Annotated in this window: 21 protein-coding genes and 1 riboswitch; of the genes, 19 read left to right on the forward strand and 2 right to left on the reverse strand. The window is 36.2% G+C overall.

From position 1 onward, the window contains the following. Window positions 1-16 precede the first annotated feature (16 nt). The 3 genes from ACYQ3D_RS09305 to ACYQ3D_RS09315 all read left to right on the forward strand — a co-directional run bounded on the left by ACYQ3D_RS09305 (window position 17) and on the right by ACYQ3D_RS09315 (window position 2,569). A complete protein-coding gene (locus tag ACYQ3D_RS09305) occupies window positions 17-1,258 on the forward strand; it encodes a TIGR00341 family protein (protein ID WP_459838059.1) in 1,242 nt (413 codons plus the stop codon). A gap of 85 nt (window positions 1,259-1,343) precedes the next feature. Next, the gene (cysK, locus tag ACYQ3D_RS09310; protein WP_459838060.1) at window positions 1,344-2,264 is read left to right on the forward strand and encodes a cysteine synthase A; all 921 of its coding nucleotides are present in this window, start codon (window positions 1,344-1,346) and stop codon (window positions 2,262-2,264) included. 107 nt (window positions 2,265-2,371) lie between these two features. Continuing rightward, entirely contained in the window at window positions 2,372-2,569 is a 198-nt protein-coding gene (locus ACYQ3D_RS09315; RefSeq protein ID WP_459838062.1) for a DUF2061 domain-containing protein, read from the forward strand. Window positions 2,570-2,577: 8 nt separating this feature from the next. Here the strand turns inward: ACYQ3D_RS09315 and ACYQ3D_RS09320 are convergent, their stop codons facing one another. Then, entirely contained in the window at window positions 2,578-3,252 is a 675-nt protein-coding gene (locus ACYQ3D_RS09320; protein WP_459838064.1) for a mechanosensitive ion channel family protein, read from the reverse strand. A gap of 816 nt (window positions 3,253-4,068) precedes the next feature. Between ACYQ3D_RS09320 and thiS the strand changes: the two genes are divergently transcribed. From thiS to ACYQ3D_RS09380, 12 genes are all read left to right on the forward strand, one after another. Next, the gene (gene thiS, locus ACYQ3D_RS09325) at window positions 4,069-4,281 is read left to right on the forward strand and encodes a sulfur carrier protein ThiS (protein WP_459838066.1); all 213 of its coding nucleotides are present in this window, start codon (window positions 4,069-4,071) and stop codon (window positions 4,279-4,281) included. Further along, complete coding sequence (locus ACYQ3D_RS09330; RefSeq protein WP_459838067.1) at window positions 4,235-5,071, forward strand: HesA/MoeB/ThiF family protein; 837 nt, start codon at window positions 4,235-4,237, stop codon at window positions 5,069-5,071. The genes thiS and ACYQ3D_RS09330 overlap by 47 nt, the downstream gene beginning before the upstream one ends. Further along, window positions 5,071-5,481: a M67 family metallopeptidase gene (locus tag ACYQ3D_RS09335; RefSeq protein ID WP_459838159.1), complete on the forward strand. Its 411-nt coding sequence runs from the start codon at window positions 5,071-5,073 to the stop codon at window positions 5,479-5,481. The genes ACYQ3D_RS09330 and ACYQ3D_RS09335 overlap by 1 nt, the downstream gene beginning before the upstream one ends. A gap of 18 nt (window positions 5,482-5,499) precedes the next feature. Then, a complete protein-coding gene (locus ACYQ3D_RS09340) occupies window positions 5,500-7,836 on the forward strand; it encodes a sulfurtransferase TusA family protein (RefSeq protein WP_459838069.1) in 2,337 nt (778 codons plus the stop codon). 146 nt (window positions 7,837-7,982) lie between these two features. After that, window positions 7,983-9,194, forward strand: coding sequence for an O-acetylhomoserine aminocarboxypropyltransferase/cysteine synthase family protein (locus tag ACYQ3D_RS09345; protein WP_459838072.1), 1,212 nt, complete (start codon window positions 7,983-7,985; stop codon window positions 9,192-9,194). Window positions 9,195-9,343: 149 nt separating this feature from the next. Further along, window positions 9,344-11,038, forward strand: coding sequence for an adenylyl-sulfate reductase subunit alpha (locus ACYQ3D_RS09350; RefSeq protein WP_459838074.1), 1,695 nt, complete (start codon window positions 9,344-9,346; stop codon window positions 11,036-11,038). Next, the gene (locus tag ACYQ3D_RS09355; protein WP_459838076.1) at window positions 11,022-11,357 is read left to right on the forward strand and encodes a 4Fe-4S binding protein; all 336 of its coding nucleotides are present in this window, start codon (window positions 11,022-11,024) and stop codon (window positions 11,355-11,357) included. The genes ACYQ3D_RS09350 and ACYQ3D_RS09355 overlap by 17 nt, the downstream gene beginning before the upstream one ends. A gap of 222 nt (window positions 11,358-11,579) precedes the next feature. After that, window positions 11,580-13,712 (forward strand): heavy metal translocating P-type ATPase, encoded by a 2,133-nt coding sequence (locus ACYQ3D_RS09360; protein ID WP_459838077.1) that lies wholly within the window; start codon window positions 11,580-11,582, stop codon window positions 13,710-13,712. A gap of 83 nt (window positions 13,713-13,795) precedes the next feature. Next, a complete protein-coding gene (locus tag ACYQ3D_RS09365) occupies window positions 13,796-14,038 on the forward strand; it encodes a TIGR03905 family TSCPD domain-containing protein (RefSeq protein WP_459838080.1) in 243 nt (80 codons plus the stop codon). A 93-nt stretch (window positions 14,039-14,131) separates the two neighbouring features. Further along, window positions 14,132-14,239: riboswitch (SAM riboswitch) on the forward strand. 95 nt (window positions 14,240-14,334) lie between these two features. Then, on the forward strand, window positions 14,335-15,387 hold the full coding sequence (locus tag ACYQ3D_RS09370) for a methionine ABC transporter ATP-binding protein (protein ID WP_459838083.1): 1,053 nt from the start codon (window positions 14,335-14,337) through the stop codon (window positions 15,385-15,387). A gap of 4 nt (window positions 15,388-15,391) precedes the next feature. Then, window positions 15,392-16,030 (forward strand): methionine ABC transporter permease, encoded by a 639-nt coding sequence (locus tag ACYQ3D_RS09375; protein ID WP_459838160.1) that lies wholly within the window; start codon window positions 15,392-15,394, stop codon window positions 16,028-16,030. Window positions 16,031-16,134: 104 nt separating this feature from the next. Further along, on the forward strand, window positions 16,135-16,947 hold the full coding sequence (locus ACYQ3D_RS09380) for a MetQ/NlpA family ABC transporter substrate-binding protein (RefSeq protein ID WP_459838086.1): 813 nt from the start codon (window positions 16,135-16,137) through the stop codon (window positions 16,945-16,947). Between the two features lie 61 nt (window positions 16,948-17,008). Here ACYQ3D_RS09380 and ACYQ3D_RS09385 read toward each other — a convergent pair whose 3' ends face one another. Continuing rightward, window positions 17,009-17,491, reverse strand: a complete 483-nt coding sequence (locus ACYQ3D_RS09385) for a cell wall hydrolase (protein ID WP_459838089.1) — start codon at window positions 17,489-17,491, stop codon at window positions 17,009-17,011. 176 nt (window positions 17,492-17,667) lie between these two features. Here ACYQ3D_RS09385 and ACYQ3D_RS09390 point away from each other — a divergent pair, with 176 nt between their 5' ends. The 4 genes from ACYQ3D_RS09390 (at window position 17,668) to glgP (ending at window position 22,953) form a co-directional block, all read left to right on the forward strand. Beyond that, window positions 17,668-17,952: an ArsR/SmtB family transcription factor gene (locus ACYQ3D_RS09390; RefSeq protein ID WP_459838091.1), complete on the forward strand. Its 285-nt coding sequence runs from the start codon at window positions 17,668-17,670 to the stop codon at window positions 17,950-17,952. Window positions 17,953-18,053: 101 nt separating this feature from the next. Then, on the forward strand, window positions 18,054-20,555 hold the full coding sequence (locus ACYQ3D_RS09395) for a CoA-disulfide reductase (RefSeq protein ID WP_459838093.1): 2,502 nt from the start codon (window positions 18,054-18,056) through the stop codon (window positions 20,553-20,555). 231 nt (window positions 20,556-20,786) lie between these two features. Then, complete coding sequence (locus ACYQ3D_RS09400; RefSeq protein WP_459838095.1) at window positions 20,787-21,023, forward strand: glutathione S-transferase N-terminal domain-containing protein; 237 nt, start codon at window positions 20,787-20,789, stop codon at window positions 21,021-21,023. 265 nt (window positions 21,024-21,288) lie between these two features. Next, window positions 21,289-22,953, forward strand: a complete 1,665-nt coding sequence (gene glgP, locus ACYQ3D_RS09405) for an alpha-glucan family phosphorylase (protein ID WP_459838161.1) — start codon at window positions 21,289-21,291, stop codon at window positions 22,951-22,953.

Genomic DNA, 22,953 nt, shown 5'->3' on the forward strand with positions numbered 1-22,953 from the left:
TAGAAAGGAGCTAAGTATGCAGATTGTCCATGCTACTTTTGAACCAGGAGAAGGAACAGAAGCAGTAAAGACATTATCGAATCTAGGTGTTGATATTGAGGATTATAAATTAATCCAATCTCAGACAGGGGATTTATTGATTATTAATCTACTGTATGGAGATGCTGATAAGTTACTGGATAGATTAAAGAATAAATTTAATTTTTCCACTAACGAAAATCGAAGTTTGATTATTTTTACTCCTGATACTGTTATTCCTCGAAACGAAGAAAAGTTAAATAAATACGAGTATAGAGCAACTCGGGAGACAATTATTACTTATGCTAAAGAGAGTAGTCAAGTAGATCCGGAATTTATTATTTTGGCTATAGTGGCTTCCATTATTGCTTCGTTAGGTTTGATCTTGAATAACACCCCAGTAATAGTTGGTTCGATGATTATTGCTCCTGTATTTGGCCCGATTGCTGCGATGGCAATTGGGATTGTTTTAGGGGATTGGAAGTTGTTTAGTAAAGGAGCAGTTTCTGAAGGGCTCGTGATTGTTACTGCTATTGTGGTTGGTGGTATTTTTGGGTTATTAATTCCTAATGTAGCAGTTAATAAGGCTATAGAGATAAGAATGTTTCCTACTATTGCTGACTTATTAATTGCTTTTGCTGCAGGAGGAGCAGGAGCTTACTCGCTAGTGACTAATGTTAAGTCGCAACAATTAGTAGGAGTAGTTATTGCTGCTGCTTTGATACCAGTAATGGCTACTTTAGGAATTGGTGTTGCCTTATGGCATTTACCAATGGTCTTAGGTTCTAGTTTATTATTATTTGGGAATCTATTCAGCCTTTTGTTAGCAATTATAACTATTTTTTATATTAAAGGTTTAAAACCTCAGTGGTGGTATAAATCGACAGCTAAAAAGATGATTAAAAAGAGTCTGATTTTTTTGATTATTGCGGTAATTGTACTAACTATTCCTTTATCGCTAATTACCTATCAGCAATTGATCAAAGAACAGCCAGCTGATATAGTACGTAAGGTCTATCGCGATCATTTTAAAGACCAGTTAGAAGACAGATTAATTACTATAGATGTTGATGCGAGAAATAAGCAGGCTAAATTAGTCTTTTATGCTCCGACGGAAATGAAAGAGGAAGTACTGAATAGATTAGCTACTAAAATCAAGCACCGCTTAGGTAGTGATTATGAGATCAACTTTGAAGTGATACCTACTAGGTTGCTAGAGCCTCCCTTCGAGACATCTTGACAAGTGGAGAAAATATTGGTATACTAAAAATATCAATTAAACATATAAATTTACTAGGTTTTTAATAAATGAGGAGGTTATAAGCATGATTGTAGATGATATTACTGAATTAGTCGGTGAGACGCCATTAGTTAAATTAAATAGAGTTGTTCCTGAAGATGCTGCCGAGGTAGCAGTTAAATTGGAGTCTTTTAATCCGGGACATAGTGTTAAAGATAGAATTGCTTTGAGCATGATTGAATCAGGAGAGGAAGCAGAAAAATTGCAACCAGGTGGAACTATTGTCGAACCTACAAGTGGTAATACCGGAATCGGTTTAGCTTGGGTAGGAGCGGCTAAAGGATATAATGTAATCTTAACAATGCCGGATACAATGAGTAGGGAACGGAGAAAATTACTAAAAGCTTTTGGAGCTAAATTAGTGCTAACTCCTGGAGAGGATGGAATGCCGGGAGCAATTGATAAAGCTAAAGAATTGGTAGCAGATAATGATAATTACTTTATGCCTCAACAGTTTGAGAATCCAGCTAACCCGGAAGTTCATCGTGAGACAACTGCTCAAGAGATTTTAGCAGCTACTGAGGGAGAACTTGATGCTTTCGTAGCCGGAGTAGGAACTGGAGGTACTATTACTGGTATTGGGGAAGTTCTCAAGGAAGAGCTTTCTGAGGTAGAAATTATAGCAATTGAGCCGACTGGTTCAGCTGTTATCAGTGGTGATAATCCTGGGCCACATAAGATCCAAGGTATTGGGGCCGGATTTATTCCGGAAGTATTAGAAGTGGAAATTTTAGATGATGTAGTACAGATAGAGAATGAAGCAGCTATGGAGATGACTCGCCGATTAGCAGTTGAAGAAGGAATCCTTGTTGGTATTTCCTCTGGAGCTGCAGTAGCAGCAGCTATTAAAGTAGCCCAGAGATTAGATCAGGATCAACGAGTAGTAACTATTGCTCCTGATACGGGAGAAAGATACTTAAGTACCCCATTATTTAAAGAAGAATAGTTTTTAATTGAGGACACAAGTTATTGTGTCCTTTTTTTTATGGGCCATAATTTTAGTTAAGTAGCATATTATTTAGTAAGGAAGATTAGGTTTAGCTAAGGAGGGGATTGATAATCGGTAGTTTAAGAGTGATTTTAAAGACAGTAAGTTGGCGAATAACAGCTACCAGTAGCACTTTGTTAATTATATACTTATTGACAGGAGAGCTTAAAGTTGCTGGTTCAGTTGCTTTAGTTGAAGCTGTTGCTAAAACAGTTATTTATTTTGTTCATGAAAAGTTGTGGGATAAAATTAAAATTATTTGAATAAAATCCTATTGTAAATGGAGGTTATGTTGCGGATAAGGAATTTCTATATCATGTTTTTGAAAAGACTTCCAAATACCTAAGCGGATATTACTTTTAATATTATCTAATCCTTTCTCAGGATCTGTAATCCAAAATCTTAATTTTAAGTTAACAGAACTATCTCCAAATCCAGTTAATAAACAAGATGGATTTTGCAGCTCAGTAACCCGAGGGTTATTGTGGGCTACCTCTTCTACAAGTTTAATAGCTTGTTCTACGTTACTATCATAAGAAATCCCAATAGGTACTTCTAGTCTAATTAGTTTATCACTATAGGATAGGTTGACTACTTTTTTAGTAATAAAATCTTCATTAGGAATTAGATATTCTTCTCCTTTCAGAGTTCCTAGAGAGACAAATCTAGAGTTTAGTCTAGATACTATCCCATAGGTATTATCTATTTCAATTACATCACCTGGTTTAACTGAATTATCAATTAAAATAATAATTCCACTTATGAAATTTGAGACTATATTTTGTAGCCCAAAACCAATTCCTACCCCAATAGCTCCACTTAAAACTGTTAATGTAGTTAAGTCAATTCCAATGCTACTTAAAGAGGTAATTATTGCCAAACCAAATACAGTAAATCTAATGAATTTATTAATTAAAACCTGCAAAGAAGGGTTTAAATTAGACATACCTCTAATCTTTCCTTCTATAAATGAGGTTAGTTGTGATGCAAGCCACATAAATAATGATAAAAGTAAAAATCCTTGGATGACTAATAGTAAGGAGATTCTAAATTCGCCTGTATTTAAAGCGATACTATCCAATAAATTGATAGTACTATCATATATATTCATAATATTGAGAATAACTAGTGTAAGTATAAAAAAAGAAAATAGCCTAATTATAAATATATTCTTAAAAAAGGATGATATTAGCCGAATGATTAGCCAAGCAGTTATTATCTCTACTATGATATTTACTATTTGATAAGGCCAGGAAAAATTGATTGCTAGAAAGATATAAAACCAAAGAAGAATAGTATATCCAGTAGGAAGAGTTAATTTATTAATTAAATCATTAATTTTTTTATTTAAATTCCAATTTAATCTTTCTAATATAGTGGCTAATGCTTTTTTTATTTTAAGTTTGATTTTTTTATTTGTTAGAAGACACAAGGTGAATAATAGAATGATTATAAACAGTTGGATAATATTTTGGGTTGATCCAATATACTGCTGAAAAGAATTATTAAGCTGAGTAGTCATCTGATTAATAGAATTAAGGTTCAAATTTTAACCTCCTAGTAAAGTAATGCTAGTTAATTAAAGGAGTGATTTATATATAAAATATATGAATTGAAGAAGGAAAATTATACATATAATTCTGTTGGGATAAATACCTAGTAAATCTATTGACATTATAGTGATAATGTGATACTTTTTATAATAACACTTAATATCTATAAAATATATCAGAATACTAGATTTTAACTAGGAGGAGAGAATATGAAGATTACAATTAATGGTGAGCAGGTAGAATTAGAGCAAGAATTAACAGTAACGGAGTTATTAGAGCAAGAAGATGTAGAAATGCCAGATATGGTATCTGTTCAATTAAATGGTGAGATTTTAGATAGAGATGACTATGCTACTACAACTGTTGCGGAGAATGATGGAGTGGAGTTTTTATACTTTATGGGTGGTGGAAGACTTGTTTAGTGAAGAGCAGTTAGAGAGATATTCCCGTCATATTATTTTAGAAGATGTAGGTGTTGAAGGACAGCAGAAATTATTAAATTCTGCAGTATTAATTATTGGTACTGGTGGTTTAGGGACGCCAGCCGCTCAATTTTTAGCAGCTGCCGGAGTAGGCAAAATTGGGTTAGTCGATGCAGACCAAGTGGAATTATCTAATTTACAGCGCCAGGTGCTTCATCATACTCCAGATGTGGATAAACCAAAGGTAGAATCGGCTCAAGAGACTATCAACGAGATGAATCCTGATGTAGAGGTGGAGACTTATAAATATTACTTGCATTCGGGGAATATTAAAGATGTTATTCAGGACTATGACTTTATAATTGATGGCACTGATAATTTTCCAGCTAAGTTTTTAATCAATGATGCTTGTATAATGGAAGGTGTACCTTTTTCTCACGCAGGAATAATTAGATTTTCTGGTCAGACAATGACAGTTGTGCCAGGTGAGTCTTCTTGTTATAGATGCGCTTTTCCCGAACCACCTAAGCCCGGAGCTGTACCTTCCTGTAAAGAAGCTGGAGTTTTAGGGGTTATGGGAGGCGTGATTGGTACTATTCAAGCCACTGAAGCTATTAAATATTTACTTGATAAAGGCGAATTACTAACTGATACGTTATTAACATATGATGCTTTAGAAATGGAATTTAATAGACCTCAGCTTAAGAAGAGAGAAAATTGTGCTATTTGTAGTGATGATCCAGAGATTACTGAACTAATAGATTATGAACAAGAGGCTTGTGAGCTATGATTATAGAATTACCTAGCAAGTTATATGAAGAATTAGTAGACCATGCTCGAGAGGAGTTCCCCAAAGAATGTTGTGGGTTAGTAGCTGGCTTATTTACTGATGAGAAGTTAGAAGTTAAAGAAGTATTTCCCATGACTAACCTAGATGATTCGGCAGAACATTTTTCTATGGATCCAAAAGAACAATTTGAAGTTGTTAAAGAGATAAGAGGATCAGGTTATGAAATGATAGGTAACTATCATTCTCATCCTTTTACTCCTTCACGTCCTTCTGAAGAAGATAAGAAATTGGCTTATGACCAGGAGGCTATTTATTTTATTCTGTCTTTAGCAGGTGAAGAACCTGTTTTAAAGGCCTTTTCAATCAAAGAACAACAAACTGTGAGTGAAATAGAGATCGAGTTAATCTAGAAAGGAAGGGATAGATTAATGGTTACTCAACCTGTATTCAATATTCCGGAGACAATTAAAGAGGATACTAGACAATACGAATCAGAAGTAGAACGTTTTTTAGCTGGTGAACTTGATGCGGCTAGATTTAAAGGACGTAGAGTGCCGAAAGGAGTTTATAGTCAACGTGGTTATGAACCAGGAGAAGAAAGATATATGGTCCGGGTGAGGGCTCCTGGAGGTGTAGTTACCAAAGAACAACTAGAGACGCTAAATCAATTAAGTAAAGAATACGGCAGTGGTTATCTCCATGTAACTACTAGACAAGATATTCAAATTCACCAGATTAAGATAGAAGATACACCAGAAGTCTTATTTAAGTTATTAGAAGTTGGATTGAGTCCTCGTGGTGGAGGTGGGAATACTGTTAGGAACATTTTAAATGCTCCGCGAGCAGGTGTTAATCCTAACGAAGCTTTTGATACTACTCCTCATGCTTTAGCGTTAACTGAGTATTTAATTAAGACTCGTTCTTCATTTAATTTACCGCGGAAGTATAAGATTGCTTTTTCTCCTACCCACGAGGATAATGCCTTAGCGACAATCAATGATTTAGGTTTTATTGCCCAGGAAGTTAATGGCCAACAAGGGTTTAAGGTGTATGCTGCTGGAGGAATGGGTAATGCGCCAGAAGTTGGTCTAGTACTAGAGGAATTTATTACTACCGATAAGATTTTTCATGTAGCAGAGGCAATTAAGAGGTTCTTTGCTGATTATGGTGACCGGAGTAATAAACATCGGGCTAGATTAAGGTTTGTCAGAAAGAGATTAGGAGATGAGGAGTTTGTTAAGAAATATCAAGAGTATTTAGCAGAGGTACTAGAGGATGATTTAGCTACAGAAGAGATCAATTATTATCATGAAGTTAGAGAAGAAGTACCAGCAACAGATCTTGATTTAACCCCTGATTATATTTATCCTGAACAGAAATCTGGTTATTATTCTCTGGAATTAAAGCCAACTAATGGTGATCTCTATTATGAGGATGTAGAGCAGTTACTAGAATTAGTAACCAATTCAGAGATATCTCTGCGGACTACTTTAAAGCAAGGGCTCTTGCTTAGAGGAGTTAAAGGTAGTCAAGTAACAGAGTTGAAGAAACAGATTACTGCTATCAACTCAGAATTATTAGTTGCTAACAAAGCTACAGTGCCTGTTTCCTGTAAGGGAGCTTCTACTTGTAAATTAGGTTTATGTATTTCACCTAATTTGGCCCAGGAGATAAAAACAAGGTTAGATTCTGTAGCAGAGGAAGTACAAACTAGTTTACCGCAAATGTATATTAGCGGTTGTCCTAACGTCTGTGGTCAGCATTTAATTGGTAAATTAGGTTGGGAAGGTAAAGCCAAAAGATTCAATGATAAATTAGTACCTCATTATTCCTTGTTTCTAGGTGGTAATATCGAACAAGACAATAGTTATTACGCAGAGCGGACAATAGATATTCCAGCTAAAAGAATTCCGGACTTTTTAGTTGAGTTAGCAGAAGTTTTAATTGCTGATCCTGATTATGATAAAGAGCAATTTGATCACTATTTAGATCATGGTGGGCGAGAGAAAATAATTGCTTTAGCTGATGAATATACTATAGTACCTGCTTATGAAGAAGACCCTGCTATCTATAAGGACTGGGGCCAAGAAGAGGACTTTTCTTTAGCAGGTAGAGGACCAGGAGAATGTGGAGCTGGAGTAATGGATATTATCCAACTTGATCTAGATACAGCTAAAACAAATTATGAGTCAGGCACTACTAATCAGGATAGCGAAGAGTTATACGAAGCAATAGTCAATGCGACTCGAGCTTTATTAATTGTGCGCGGAGTAGATACAGATAAGGATCGGGTTATTTTAAAAGAGTTTAAATCGGAGTTTATCAATAGTGATTTAGTAGATAGTAGTTATGAAGAATTATTAGATGCTGCTTTTGATTATAAACTAGGGGATATCAATGATTTATTAGAGTATCAAGAACAATTAGCAGGATTGATTTCTCGGGTTGAAGAGTTATTTAACTCCTTAGATGCTAACTTGGAGTTCGATCTAGAGGAAGAAGGTACTAGTCAAGAGCAAGAAGTAACTAATGATAGTGAACAAGAAGAAGTAGCTGATTTCCGAGGGGTAGAGTGTCCAATGAACTTTGTGAAGGCTAAGGTAGCGATTAGTCCTTTAGAAGTAGGTGAAGTACTAGAGATTTATTTAGATGAGGGAGAACCAATAGCTAATGTACCGCAGAGTTTAGCAGAAGAAGGACACGAAATCTTAGCTAAGGAGAAAACAGAAGCAGGATATTATAGTTTACGAGTTAAGAAGCAATAGAATTAATAGTTAACAGTGGACGGTTGACAGTGGACAGTTGAAATTAAATTCTAATTTTTTTATGTATTAATTAATGTTTATTTTACGGATTTAACTGTAAATTGTAAACCGTAAACTGTACACTGATATAAAGAAAGGAGTAGATAATGGAGTTCACTACTAAGTTAGTTAATTTAGATACTAATGATCAGTACGGAGCAACTAATACCCCTGTCTATCTAAGTAATTCTTTTCAGCAACAACAGGCAGAAGATTTAGAGAAAATATTTAATAATAGAGCTCCTGGTTATGTATATACCCGGGTTAGTAATCCTTCAATTACTAATGTTGAACAGAAATTAGCCAATTTAGAGCAAGGTAAGAGTGCTATCTTAACTTCCTCAGGAATGGCAGCAATTGCTACTGCTACTTTGGCTATTTTAGAAGCTGGTGATGAATTTATAGCTACTAATTCTTTATTTGGTGGCACTTATAACTTATTTAAAAGCTATCAGGATTATGGAATTACACCTCGGTTTACTGACGGGGTTGAAACAGAAGATATAGCAGAGTTGATTACTGATCAAACTAAATTTGTCTTTTTAGAGACCTTAGGTAATCCTAAATTAGATATTCCTGATATTCCAGGTATAGCTGAGGTTTGTCAAGAGTATGGTGTGGCTTTAATAGTGGATAGTACAATGACTACTCCAGCTTTAATTAACCCACTGGAATTAGGAGCGAATATTGTAATCCATTCTTTATCTAAGTATATTAATGGTACAGCTAATGCTATAGGAGGGGCTATTATCGATGGTGGTAACTTTGAGTGGACTAGATTTTCTAATTTTGCTGACTATAGCAGATACGGTAAGTTAGCTTTTTCTGCTAAAGCAAGAGGAGAAACTTTTAGAAATCACGGGCCAACTGCCTCGCCAATGAATTCTTTCTTAAATGAACTAGGTCTTCCTACTTTATCATTACGGATGAAGCAACATTGTGAGAATGCCCAGAAGTTAGCTGAATTTTTAGTTGACCAACTTGCGGTAGAAGAAGTAACTTATCCTGGGTTGGCAGCTAATGAGTACCATCAACGAGCCCGAGAGCTGTTTGCAACTGGCTTTGGTGGGATGTTGACACTACGAGTAGGGAGTAAAGAGCAGGCTTTCCAGATCATCAATGATTTAGAATACTTTTATAACTTAGCTAATATTGGTGATGTTAAGTCACTAATTATCCATCCTGCCTCGACAATCTATGCTAATAATACGCCACAAGAGCGGCAAAAATTAGGTGTTACAGATGGATTGTTGCGAGTTAGTGTAGGAATTGAGGACCCCGAGGATCTCAAGGAGGACTTTAGGCAGGCGCTTAAGTAACATAGCTGTCAGTCGTGTGCTATGTGTCGTGTGCCAAAACATTTAAATTCAAAATTTAAAATCTTAACACGACTGTGTTAGGGAAAAGATTATCGATTTAATGATCTGATTATCTAATAAAGTGTAAATCAGAAGATAAGGTGGTAAATATGGAGCAGGTAGAAGTTGTCGAGTTAGAGACTGATCTGTTAATTATTGGTGGTGGAGCAGCTGGTTGTTACGCAGGAATTACCAGTAAGGAACAAGAACCAGCTAAAGATGTTTTAATTGTAGAAAAAGCTCATATAGATCGCAGTGGTTGTCTGGCAGCTGGGATTAATGCTTTAAATGCTTACTTAAATCCAGGGGTTACCCCGGAAGACTTTCTAGCCTATGTTAAAGAAGATTCAGAAGGATTAGTTAGAGATGATCTAGTTTATTCGCTAGCCCAGCGAGTAAACCAGGTGGCTGAGAAGTTAGAAAAATGGGGACTTCCTTTTTTAAAAGATGAGCAAGGTAATTACATCTCCAAAGGAACCCGTAGTGTCAAGATTAAGGGAGAAAGTATCAAACCTATTTTAGCTGATCAGGTACGAGCTAGTGGGGTAGATGTCTTAAATAGAGTTAATGTAACTAATTATTTAGTAGTTGATGGGCAAGTTCGAGGTGCTGTTGGTTTTTCTGTTCGCGAGAATAAATTTTATGTAATCCAGGCTAAGGCAGTTATCTGTGCTACAGGTGGGGCAGCAGGGCTTTATAAACCTAATAATCCAGGCCAAGCTCGTCATAAAATGTGGTATTCCCCTTTTAATACAGGAGCAGGCTATGCTATGGGAATTCGAGCTGGAGCAGAGATGACTACCTTTGAGATGAGATTTATTGCGCTAAGAGTTAAGGATGTCATCTCGCCTACAGGGACGTTGGCCCAAGGTTTTGGAGGGCACCAGGTTAACATTCAAGGTGAAGAGTACCAGCAAAATTACGAGAAGAATTCCACTCCTTTAAGGTTACATGCTACTATCCAGGAGAATAAAGAAGGTAGAGGGCCTTGCTTTCTGGATGTTACTCACTTAAGTGACCAAGAGAGTGAGAGACTAAAGAAAAAGTTTCTTAATATGTCACCCGGGATTATACTAGACTGGGCTGATAAGGATCTAGAACCTAATGAAAGTCCGATTGAAATCTATGGGACAGAACCTTATATAGTAGGGGGGCATTCGCAGTCCGGTTATTGGGTTGACAAAAATCGCCAGACAACATTAGCTGGTCTATATGCTGCTGGTGATGTAGTAGGAGGAGCCCCTAAGAAGTATGCTACTGGTTGTATGGCGGAAGGGGCAATAGCTGTTGAAGCTGCTTTAGAGTATATTAAAGAAGTTGATTTTATAGATCTGAGTGATGACTTGATAGAGCAGGAATTACAGCGGAGTATAAGTCCTTTACAACGAGAAACTGGCTTTACTCCTAGAGAGTTGGAAGAAAGACTGCAAAAGATTATGGATGAGTATGCAGGTGGCTTAAGTACTGATTATCAGCTGCAGGAGGAAAAGTTACTGACAGCTAGAAGGCTACTTAAGCAGTTAGCAGCTGATCTATCGACTGGTAAAGCAGATGATTTTCATCAGTTAATGAAGTTCCATGAAGTACTGGATCGAGTTGATGTGGCTCAAGTATTGGTAGAACATCTATTGCACCGCAAAGAAACGCGCTGGAGGGGATATCAAGAACGGATTGATTATCCAGAGCGGGATGATGAAAACTGGTTTAAGTTTGTTAATTCAGTTTATGACCAAACCGAAGATAGAATTAAAATAATTGAACGTGACCATATCAAGGTAGGTGGTTTAGATGACAGTCAAGATTAATAAGAAGTTATGTACTGGCTGTGGCACCTGTCAAGAATCGAATTGTATGCGAGTTTGTCCGGGAAATTTATTATATAAAAATGAGAATAATACAGCTCAGATTAGAGATAAAAGAGAATGCTGGGATTGTGCTTCTTGTGTGAAAGCTTGTCCCCAGCAGGCAATTGAGATGTATCTGCCAGCTGAAATCGGAGGGCGAGGCTCTACTCTTAAAGCTCAAAACTTAGGGGAAGAAATAGTTTGGACGCTACAACAGGTGGATGGTAGTAGACAAGAGTTTCGAATTCAAACTAAATTATTATTGCATCAGAATTTATAATTATTATTTATTTGCTTAGGGCAAGGATTAGGCTAAGGTGATTTTAGCCCTTGTCCTAATTTTAAGTTTCTCCTTCCTGTCAACTATTATTTCTGAGAAATTATTGACATTAAGCCCAGTTATGCATATAATGTTAGTAACATGAATGACTACTCATATATTTTTTGGCAAATATATGAGTAGTCATTCATGTTACTAATTTTGGTTATAGGAGGGAGACAGATGGGAACCCAAAGTTTAGTCCAAAAAGAATTTTGGTTAGAAGGTTTAGGCTGTGCTGATTGTGCTGCTCAAATGGAAAGAAAGATCAATCAATTAGAAGGAGTTACTGAAGCAGATTTAAATTTTGTTAATCAGAAGTTAGTGATTGAGGTTGTTGATACTCAAAATAGATCGCAAGTGGTTGCTTCAGCTAAGGAAATTATTCATAATATAGAGTCGGATGTGGTAGTGAAAGAAAATAGCAGTGATGACCAGCAGAATGATGAATTTTCAGATGTTAATGATGATTTGATACCTAAGTGGTTAAGATTAGGTAGTGGAGCATTATTCTTTCTAGTAGCTTTATTATTTAACTTTAGTTTTGGGACTGAATTAGTTTTATATAGTATAGCTTATATAATAGTTGGAGGACAAGTACTAGCTAAATCAGCCCGGAATATTTTGCAAGGGAAAGTATTTGATGAGAACTTTTTAATGACTATAGCCACTCTAGGGGCTTTTGCTATTCAGGAATTCCCTGAAGGGGTAGCAGTGATGTTATTTTATGAGGTAGGGGAATTATTCCAAGAGATAGCTGTTAACCGTTCTCGGCGTTCTATTGAATCTTTGTTAGATATTAGACCAGATTATGCTAATCTAAAACAAGAGGGAGAAGTGCAGCAAGTAGCTCCAGAGGAAGTACAGATAGGAGATGAGATTGTAGTTAAGCCAGGAGAGAAAGTTCCGTTAGATGGCGAAGTTATTGCTGGGGAATCTATGGTGGATACATCTGCTTTGACTGGTGAATCAGTTCCGCGTAGTATAACAGCAGGTGAAGAGATTTTAAGTGGTTTTATTAACCAGGAAGGATTACTGACAATTAAAGTTACCTCTGAGTTTGGCGAGTCAACTGTTAATAAAATATTGGACTTAGTGGAGAATGCAGCTAGTGAAAAAGCACCAACAGAGAATTTTATTACTAAGTTTGCTCGCTATTATACTCCAGTAGTAGTTTTTGGGGCTTTAGCTTTAGCTATAATTCCTCCCTTATTTATTTCCGGAGCAGTCTTTAGTGATTGGTTGTATCGGGCTTTAATCTTCTTAGTTGTTTCCTGTCCTTGTGCTTTAGTTGTCTCAATTCCTTTAGGATTCTTTGGAGGAATTGGTTCCGCTTCTCAACAAGGGGTATTAGTTAAAGGAGGTAATTATTTAGAAGCCTTAAATAATGTTCAGACAGTTGTGTTGGATAAGACAGGTACTCTAACAGAAGGTGTCTTTGCTGTGACTAAGTTGGTTCCAGAAGAAGGTTGGTCAGAGGAAGAACTGTTAGAATTAGCTGCTCAGGTAGAGACTAATTCTAATCATCCAATTGCTGAATCAATCTTAGAAGCTTATGATGGAGCAGAAATCAGTAGTGAAGATATAGATAGTTATCAAGAAATTGCTGGTCATGGTTTAGATGTGGTTGTAGAGGAGAAGGAAATTTTAGCTGGGAATCATAAATTAATGGAAGCAGAAGGAATTAGTTATTCTTCGCCAGAAGAATCAGGAACAGTAATTCATGTAGCTTGCGATAGGAGCTATGTAGGTTATATTCTGATTAATGACCGGATTAAAGAAGACTCTGCCGAAGCAATTGCTGGCTTAAAAGAGCTTGGTGTAAAAAAAATAGTTATGTTAACAGGAGATAATCAGCAAGTAGCTAGCAGTGTAGCTGAGCAGTTGGATTTAGATCAGTATTATGCTGAATTATTACCAGATGATAAGCTAGCTGAAGTAGAGAACTTGCTTACAGACCAAAGTGATAGTGATAAGTTAGTTTTTGTAGGAGATGGTATTAATGATGCTCCAGTGTTGGCTAGATCAGATATTGGTGTTGCTATGGGAGGTTTAGGCTCTGATGCTGCTATTGAAGCAGCTGATGTTGTGCTGATGAAGGATCAACCATCTAGTTTAGTAGATGCTATTAATGTAGCTAATTTCACTCGGAAGGTCGTCTGGCAGAATATTATTCTAGCTTTAGGGATTAAAGGTATAGTGTTACTTATGGGGGCTTTTGGGATGGCTAGTATGTGGCAGGCAGTTTTTGCTGATGTAGGTGTAGCAGTTTTGGCTGTTTTAAATGCTATGCGGATTACAAGATCTGAATTTTAGATGAGTTCATTGGTTATTATATTTGATTATTAGCTATAATTTTTATATACTAAAAAAAGAATTCTTAATTAGGGGGATTAATAATGAAGAAGACATTTAAACCAGATGGTGTATGTGCTCAAGAAATTAAGTTTGAAGTCAATGATAGTGGAATTATTGAGGAAGTAGAATTCATAGGTGGTTGTAGTGGCAATTCAACTGGTATAGCAGCTTTAGTAGAAGGAGCTAAGGTAGAAGAGGTAGCAGCTAGATTAGAAGGAATTACTTGTAGAAATCAGACTTCTTGTCCTGATCAATTGAGTCAAGCTTTACAAGAGGTATTCTAAAACAGCTTGACTAGATCTTCCCTTGGATAGCTCTTGACAAGTTAAGACTCAACTGTTATGATATTTATAACTTAATTGAAATTTAATAGAAATCTCTTATCGAGAGAGGTGGAGGGACTGGCCCGATGAAGCCCAGCAACCAGTACTTACTTTTATAAGTACCCGGTGCTAATTCCTGCAGTTATTCCTGATAGATAAGAGGGGAGTTAATTAACCTCTTCTCTTATGGGAAGGGGAATTTTTATTTTAAATATAAATTAGTTAAATTTAGTAAATTAGAAGGAGTAGATATAGCTATGATTGAAGTTCAGAATCTAGATAAGATATATCACAGTGAAGAAGGTCCAGTTACAGCTTTAGAAGGAATTGATTTAGAAGTTACAGCAGGAGAGATTTTTGGAGTGATTGGCCCGAGTGGGGCTGGAAAAAGTACTTTAATTCGTTGTCTGAACTTACTAGAACGGCCAACAAGTGGCCAAGTTATTGTCGACGGAGAGGATTTAACAGAATTAAGCACATCGCAATTACGAAAGGCACGAAAAGAGATAGGAATGATCTTCCAAAACTTTAATCTGTTACAGTCACGTACAGTGGCAGAGAATGTAGCTTTTTGTTTAGAGATTGCTGGTAAAGGAAAGAGAGAAATAAATCCTAAAGTAGAGGAGTTATTAGAGTTAGTAGGACTGGCAGATAAGGCTGATAACTATCCTAGTCAGCTAAGTGGTGGTCAACAACAGAGAGTAGGGATCGCCCGTGCTTTAGCTAATGATCCTAAGGTGTTGTTGTGTGATGAGGCGACATCTTCTTTGGATCCAGAGACGACTCATTCGATTTTAGAGTTACTCCAAGATATTAATCACCAGTTAGGGATTACTATTGTATTAATTACTCATGAGATGGAAGTGATCAAAGAAATCTGTACTCAGGTAGCAGTCATAGAAGAAGGGAAGATTGTAGAACAAGGTGATATCCTTAATATCTTTACAGCTCCTCAAGAACCAGTAACTAAGAATTTTTTACAACGAGTAGTTAATGCTAATGTTCCCGAGGAGTTATTATCAAGAGTAACTGTTAATAATCCTGATCAAGGAAGATTAATCAAGATCAGCTTTACTGGTGATTCAGCTGGGGAACCGATAGTCTCTGATTTTGTCCATACTCATCAAGTTAATGCTAATATCTTATACGGTAATATTGATAAAATTCAGGGAACTCCTTTTGGAACTTTAATTATCGAGTTAACAGGAGATAGAGAGCAGATTAAAACAGGAATTGAAGATCTTCAACAACAGGAAAAAGTTAAAATTGAGGTGATTGAAGGTGCAGAATCTATTAGTTTATCTAACTAAAAATATGGGCTTATTATGGGCAGGAATCCAAGAGACTATTTATATGGTTGGTGTATCTATGTGTGTAGCTGTCTTATTTGGTATTCCTTTAGGAGTAGGGGTAGTGGTTACAGATAAAGAACATATTCTGGAGAATAAGTATTTGAATCTAATTTTGACTACTATTATTAATATTACTCGGTCAATTCCTTTTATTGTTTTAATGGTAGCCTTGATTCCCTTCACCCGTTTAGTTGTAGGGACTTCAGTTGGTACTACAGCTGCTATTGTTCCCCTTACTATAGCTGCTATTCCTTTTGTAGGTAGAATTGTAGAGAACTCGTTAAAAGGGGTTGATAATGGAGTTATAGAAGCTGCTCAATCTATGGGAGCTACTCCCTGGCAGATTATTAGTAAGGTTTTATTACCAGAGTCTTTACCATCTTTAACTTTAGGATTAACTATTACAGGGATTACTCTGATTGGTTTTTCAGCTATTGCAGGAGCAATTGGAGCCGGTGGCTTAGGTGATATTGCAGTTCGGTATGGTTATCATCGGTTTCAGACTGATGTTATGATCAAGACGATTATTTTATTAATTATTCTAGTCCAGTCAGTCCAAAGTTTTGGTAATTGGTTAGCTCAAAGATTAGATCATAGTTAAAGTTAGTTAACAGTTTACAATTTACAGTTAGAATAATTAGTAAATTATAGGTTTTTAATTAAAAATTTCAAACTGTAAATTATATAAAATGAGGAGGAGAGAAGATGAGAAAAAGAATTATTTTAGCAGTAGCTGTTCTATTGATAGCGACATTAGTAGTAGGTTGTGGAGGAAGTCAGGAAGCAACCCAGGAAAAAGAAAAATTAGTAATCGGGGCTACGCCAGCTCCCCATGCAAAGATTCTAAAGCAGGTAGTTAAACCTTTATTGGCTGAAGAGGGAATTGAATTGGAAGTCAAAGAATTTACTGATTATGTGACACCTAATCTTGCTTTAGATGACGGAAGTATTGATGCTAACTACTTCCAACATGTGCCTTATCTGAATAACTTTAAAGAAGAGCGAGACTTAGATTTAACTTATTTAACTAAAGTTCATTTAGAACCAATGGGCCTTTATTCCGAAGAAATTAGTGATCTTAAGGAGTTAGAGCCAGGATCTACAATTGCTATTCCTAATGATGCAACTAATGAAGGAAGAGCTTTATTACTATTAGAATCTGCTGATTTAATTGAGTTAAGTGATGAAGCTGGGCTAAAGGCTACTCCAGTTGATATAGTGGAGAATCCTAAGGATCTCCAATTTGATGAATTAGCAGCAGCTCAATTACCTAGAGTTTTAGGGGATGTTACAGCAGTAATCATCAATACTAATTATGCTTTAGAAGGCGATTTAGTTCCTACTGAAGATGCAGTTATTATGGAAGGAAGCGATTCTCCATATGGAAATGTTTTAGCAGTTAGGAGCGAAGATAAGAATAATAAGTTACTTAAAAAATTAGCTGCTGCTCTTACTTCTCAAGAAGTAAAAGATTATATCCAAGAGGAATATGAGGGAGCAATTGTGTCAGTATTTTAACTTAGTTAAGCATGCCTTGCTACAAAGGCATGCTTTTTACTTTAGGTGATTGATGTAAATTCTACCTAGCAAAAACATGTTTACCAATTCTACGGACTACCTGTCTAGAATAGATCCAGCGGGAAGTAACTTTAGCAGGGTTATAGTAATAAATACAACCATAGGTTGGATCCCAACCCCGTAGGGCAGCTAAAGTAGCTCTGATAGTTCTTTCACTAGGGGAATGGCTCCAAATATATCCTCGGGCTACTGCTGTAAAGGCCCAGGGCTGATAAATTACCCCAGATGCTGTATTAGGAAATTTTGGATCTCGGACTCGGTTGAGGATTACAGCTCCTACTGCTACCTGTCCTACTAGCGATTCTCCTCTAGCTTCTGCGGAAATTGTTCTAGCCATCAATCTTGTTTTAGGTGCTAGTGACCAAAACCACCATGGAGTATATGCTTCACTTTGTTCTATGTTTTGCTGTGTCTGAGAGTAATAGACTGCAGCTCCTACACTAATAAGGGCTAATATTACAATAAAAATAATTCCTTTTTTCATAATATCCTCCTTTAGAAGCTTCTTGTTATTAGCTTGTACTTTGCTTTACTCTAATATTCAAATTAATAATAAATTATCTAGATACTAATAATTATTAATAGAACTAGAGGATTTAGCTTGACAATCGCTTCAAAATATCGTAATATATAAATATAATGGTATTGGAGGGAGATCAAGTGGAGAATATCAGAAAAGAAATGGAAGAGTTAACTGAAAAGGCTAAAATCCTCAAAGCACTTTCCCATCCTGTTAGATTATGTATTGTTAAAGGACTGATGAAAGAAGAAGGTTGTAATGTATCCAAGATGCAAGAATGTATTGAAATTCCCCAGTCGACTTTATCCCAACATTTAGCTAAACTAAGGAATCTTAATATTTTAGAAGGAAAACGGAATGGGGTTGAGGTTAATTATTATGTAGTTAATGAAGATGCTAAACAGATTATAAATGCTTTATTTTAATAATATAGTATTGGATTTAAATTTAAGTTTAAGTTAATAAAGACTAGAATTTAGAATTATTATTTATAAATCTGGATAATACGATAAAAGGAGGAGTAATGATGAGTAACAAGATACTGATTGTTGGTGGAGTAGCAGGTGGCGCTAGTACGGCAGCTCGCTTGCGGCGAATGGATGAAGAAGCTGAGATAGTTATTTTAGAGAAAGGACCTCATATTTCTTTTGCTAATTGTGGTTTACCTTATCATATTGGAGAGGTGATTGAAGAGCGAGAGAAGTTACTAGTTCAGACACCAGAAGCAATGGAAGCAAGATTTAATATTGATGTGCGCGTTAAAAATGAAGTAGTAGAGATTGATCGGGAAAATCAAGTCTTAAAGATTAAAGACTTAGAGTCTAATGAGACTTACCAGGAAGATTATGATTATGTTGTTTTATCACCTGGGGCTGAGCCGATTAAACCGCCGCTACCTGGAATTGATGGTGATAGAATCTTTACTTTACGTAATATTCCTGATACTGATCGGATTAAAGGTTATGTTGATGATAAGCAACCTGATGAGGCAGTGGTAGTAGGTGCTGGTTATATTGGAATAGAAATGGCAGAGAATTTACATGAGCGAGGTCTTGATGTAACAGTAGTAGAAATGGCACCTCAGGTATTACGACCGCTAGACCGGGAAATGGCTGCTCAAGTTCATAATCATTTACGAATGAAAGGAATAGAGCTTCATTTAGGGAATGGAGTAGCTGGTTTTGGTGATGTAGAAGGAAAAAAACAAGTTGAGTTACAAGATGGGACAGAATTAACAACAGATCTTGTTATTATGTCAGCTGGAGTTAGTCCGAATACTGAACTAGCAGCTGAGGCTGGATTAGAGATTGGTAAGACAGGGGCGATTAAAGTTAATGAGTACTTGCAGACTTCTGATGATAATATTTATGCTTTAGGAGATGCTATTGAAGTAACTAATATAGTAACAGGCCAACCAGCTCATATTCCCCTAGCTGGGCCAGCTAATAAGCAAGGGCGAATTGTAGCTAATAACTTAGTTGAGGAGCCTGAGAAGTTCAAAGGGAGTCAAGGGACTGCTATTGCTAAGGTATTTGATTTAGAAGTTGGTGCTACTGGAAGTAACGAGGAACAACTAGAAGAAGCAGGTATTGATTATCAAGTTTCTTATATTAATAAGAAAAATCATGCTGGTTACTATCCGGGTGCTGTGCCAATGATGTTAAAGGTTATCTTTACCCCAGAGGAAGGAAAGTTATTAGGAGCGCAGGCTATAGGTTATGATGGAGTAGATAAAAGAATTGATGTCTTAGCTACAGCAATTAGATTTGAAAAGGCAGTTTTTGATCTCCAAGATATTGATTTAGCTTATGCTCCACCTTTTGGATCAGCTAAAGACCCAGTGAATATGGCTGGCTTTACAGCGGGGAATATTCTGACTGGTAAGATGAATGTTATTCAATGGGATGAAGTTGATGACTTAGCAGAAGATACAATTTTGTTGGATGTTAGAGAAGAAGTAGAAGTTGAGTTAGGTAAGATAGAGGGAGCAATTAATATTCCGCTGAATAGTCTGCGTGATAGATTGGATGAATTAGAGAAGGATAAAGAAATAGTTATTTATTGTGCTATAGGATTGCGCGGGTATATTGGAGTTAGAATCTTAATGCAACATGGGTTCACAAATGTTAAGAACTTAGCAGGAGGATACAAGTTATACGATGCAGTTCAGAAGGATCACCAGGAGATAGTAGATGATACAACAACACCTGAAAAAGATAAATTAGCTAGTATTTCTAATCCGGAAGAAGGTCAACAAGCTAAGGAGGAAATAAAACAAGTTGCTAGTGAAGGAGAAAGAGTTGAATTAGATGCTTGTGGTTTACAGTGTCCAGGGCCAATTATGCAGGTCTCCCAAGAGATGGAGGAGCTTAACCAAGGTGACATTTTAGAGGTTACAGCTACTGACCCAGGGTTTACCTCTGATATTAAAGCTTGGTGTCAGAATACAGGTCATAGACTATTAGAGATTGGTCAAGAAGGCAACGAATTTACTGCTCAAATCAAGAAAGGAACAGGTCAACAAGCAGTGACTGATCAAAATTTAGCTACTCCTAACCAGAATGGAGTTACTATGGTTGTTTTTAACGGTAATTTAGATAAAGCTATAGCTTCCTTTATTATGTCTAATGGAGCTGCTTCAATGGGGAAAGATGTAACCTTATTCTTTACTTTCTGGGGCCTAAATGTCTTACGGAAAAATAAAGATGTTGATGTTGATAAAAGCCTTATGGATCAGATGTTTGGTAAGATGATGCCGCAAGGAAGCGAAAGTTTACCTTTATCTAATATGAATATGTTTGGGATGGGACCAAAGATGATTAGAAACTTAATGGAGAATAAAGGTGTTGATTCTCTAGAGGAGCTAATGCAACAGGCACAAGATAATGGAGTCCGTTTAGTTGCTTGCCAAATGACAATGGATTTATTAGGGATTACAAAAGAAGAGTTAATTGATGGAGTAGAAGTTGGTGGCGTAGCTACTTTCCTAAACTCTGCTGATCAATCTAATATGAGTTTGTTTATTTAGTTCTAATAATATATCCCTTAGCATTTAGCTAAGGGATATATTATTTTTTGTAAATAGTGAATTAGTATAGTTATTTATTAAATTATTGACTAGAATTTGTTAATAAAAATAAGTTTATCTAAATTTTACACCTTAATTGACATAATTAATTGAGTATTATACAATGCTGGTAACATATTTCAGATATTTTAAGTCTGGGAAAGATAAGGTCAAATAGAGGAGGAAGAGAAGATGATTAAATTATATGAATTTGCTACTTGTCCATTTTGTGCTAAAGTAAGAAGAAAACTAGATGAATTGGATGTGGAGTACGAAAAGATAGAAGTTCCTAAAGATAAGAGCAAACGAACGACTATTAAAGAATTATCAGGTCAGCTTAAGGTACCAGTCTTACAGGATAGTGATGGCACAGTAGTTAATGATTCTAGTAAGATTAATGATTATTTAGAAGAGACTTATGGTAATTAAAATTTGTTGAAAAGTTTAATCTTCACTTTAATTTTTATTGTAAATATGCTAATATATATAATGAATTGTAATTATAACCATAAATTAAATTAATAACAAACCAAAGGCAATATTATCTGAGTAAAAACCCCATGCTTAACTATATTATAGTTAAGCGGGGATTTATTTATATTAATTACCAAAATATTTTTTGCTGGCTTGGTTATTATAAATAATAGAGTTTATTTAATTTATGAAATCGTTTGAATAATTTTAAAGGAGGATGATTATGACGCAAAAACAACCGCGAGTTAGTTATTTTTGTATGGAGTATGGATTAGACACAGATTTTAATATTTATTCTGGTGGGCTAGGCATTTTAGCAGGTGATCATCTTAAAGCTGCTGAGGATCAAGATTATCCACTAGTTGGTGTAGGTATCCTATGGAAGCAAGGTTATCATAAGCAAGAGATTGGCGAAGATAATCAGCCTTATAATGCTTATCCAATCTATGAGTATGACTTTTTACAGGATACAGGAGTTAAAGTTAAAGTTGAGATTAGACAGCGTGATGTATACTGTAAAGTATGGAAGGTAGACTGCTTTGATAACGCTGATTTATACTTGCTTGATACTGATGTTGAAGAAAACAATGGAGCTGATAGATGGATTACTGGTCAGTTATATGGTTGGTTTGGTGAAGAAAGAATTGCCCAAGAGATGGTGTTAGGTATTGGTGGGGTCCGAGCTTTGGATAAATTAGGTATTAAGACGGATGTCTATCACTTTAATGAAGGGCATGCTGTATTTGCTGGTACTGAGTTGATTAGAGATAAGATGGAGCGGAATGGACTGGCTTTTGAGTCAGCACTAGAAGATACTCAACAAGAGATTGTATTTACTACTCATACTCCAATCAAACAGGGCAATGAAGAACATCCTCATCATAGATTAAGATATATGGGGGCTTATCAGAATCTAACTACAGAACAGATGGTTGATTTAGGAGGCGCTCCTTTTAATATGACAGTTGCTGCTCTGAAGTTGGCCCGGAATGCTAATGGTGTGGCTCAGTTACATAAAGAGACAGCACGCGAGATGTGGGCCCATGTAGATAAAGCTTCGCCTCAGATTAAAGGGATCACTAATGGTGTTCACCGATCTACTTGGGTCGATGATAGAATGGTTGATGCTTTTGAAGCTGGTGATGATGACCAAGTATGGCCGACTCACCAAGAGGTTAAGCAGGATTTAATTGATTATGTGGCAGAAAAGAATGGAGCTGAACTGGCCCCTGATAAATTATTAATTGGATTTGCTCGGCGGGCTGCTCCTTATAAGAGAAGTGATTTAATCTTTAGTAAGCCGAAGATAATTGATAAATACTTAGCAGATGGTAAGATTCAGATTATCTTCTCTGGTAAAGCCCATCCTCTAGATGATACAGGTAAAGAAATTGTTACCCGGCTGTTAGATATGGCAGATAAGTATCCTGAAAGTGTAGTCTTTATTGAAGACTATGATATGACGACTGGTAAGATGCTGACCCGGGGTTGTGATGTTTGGTTGAATAATCCTCGCCGGCCTAAAGAAGCTAGTGGTACTTCTGGGATGAAGGCTGCTATGAATGGAGTATTAAATGTAAGTATTTTAGATGGTTGGTGGCCTGAAGCTTGTCGTCATGGTGAGAATGGTTGGGCAATTGGGACTGAACCTAAGACTGCTCAAGACTTTACTGGTACCTTAGAGGAAAGAGTTGCTAAATTAGATGATTATGATCGAGAAAATCTGTATGATGTGTTACTAAATGAAGTAGTTCCTACTTATTATAACCAACAAGATAAGTGGATTAAGATGATGAAGGAAAGTCATAAGGATACCTATGAAAAGTTCTCTGCTAAAAGAATGTTTGAACATTATCAGGAATTAATGTATGCTCTAGAGAAGTAG

The organism is Halanaerobaculum tunisiense (assembly GCF_054657635.1).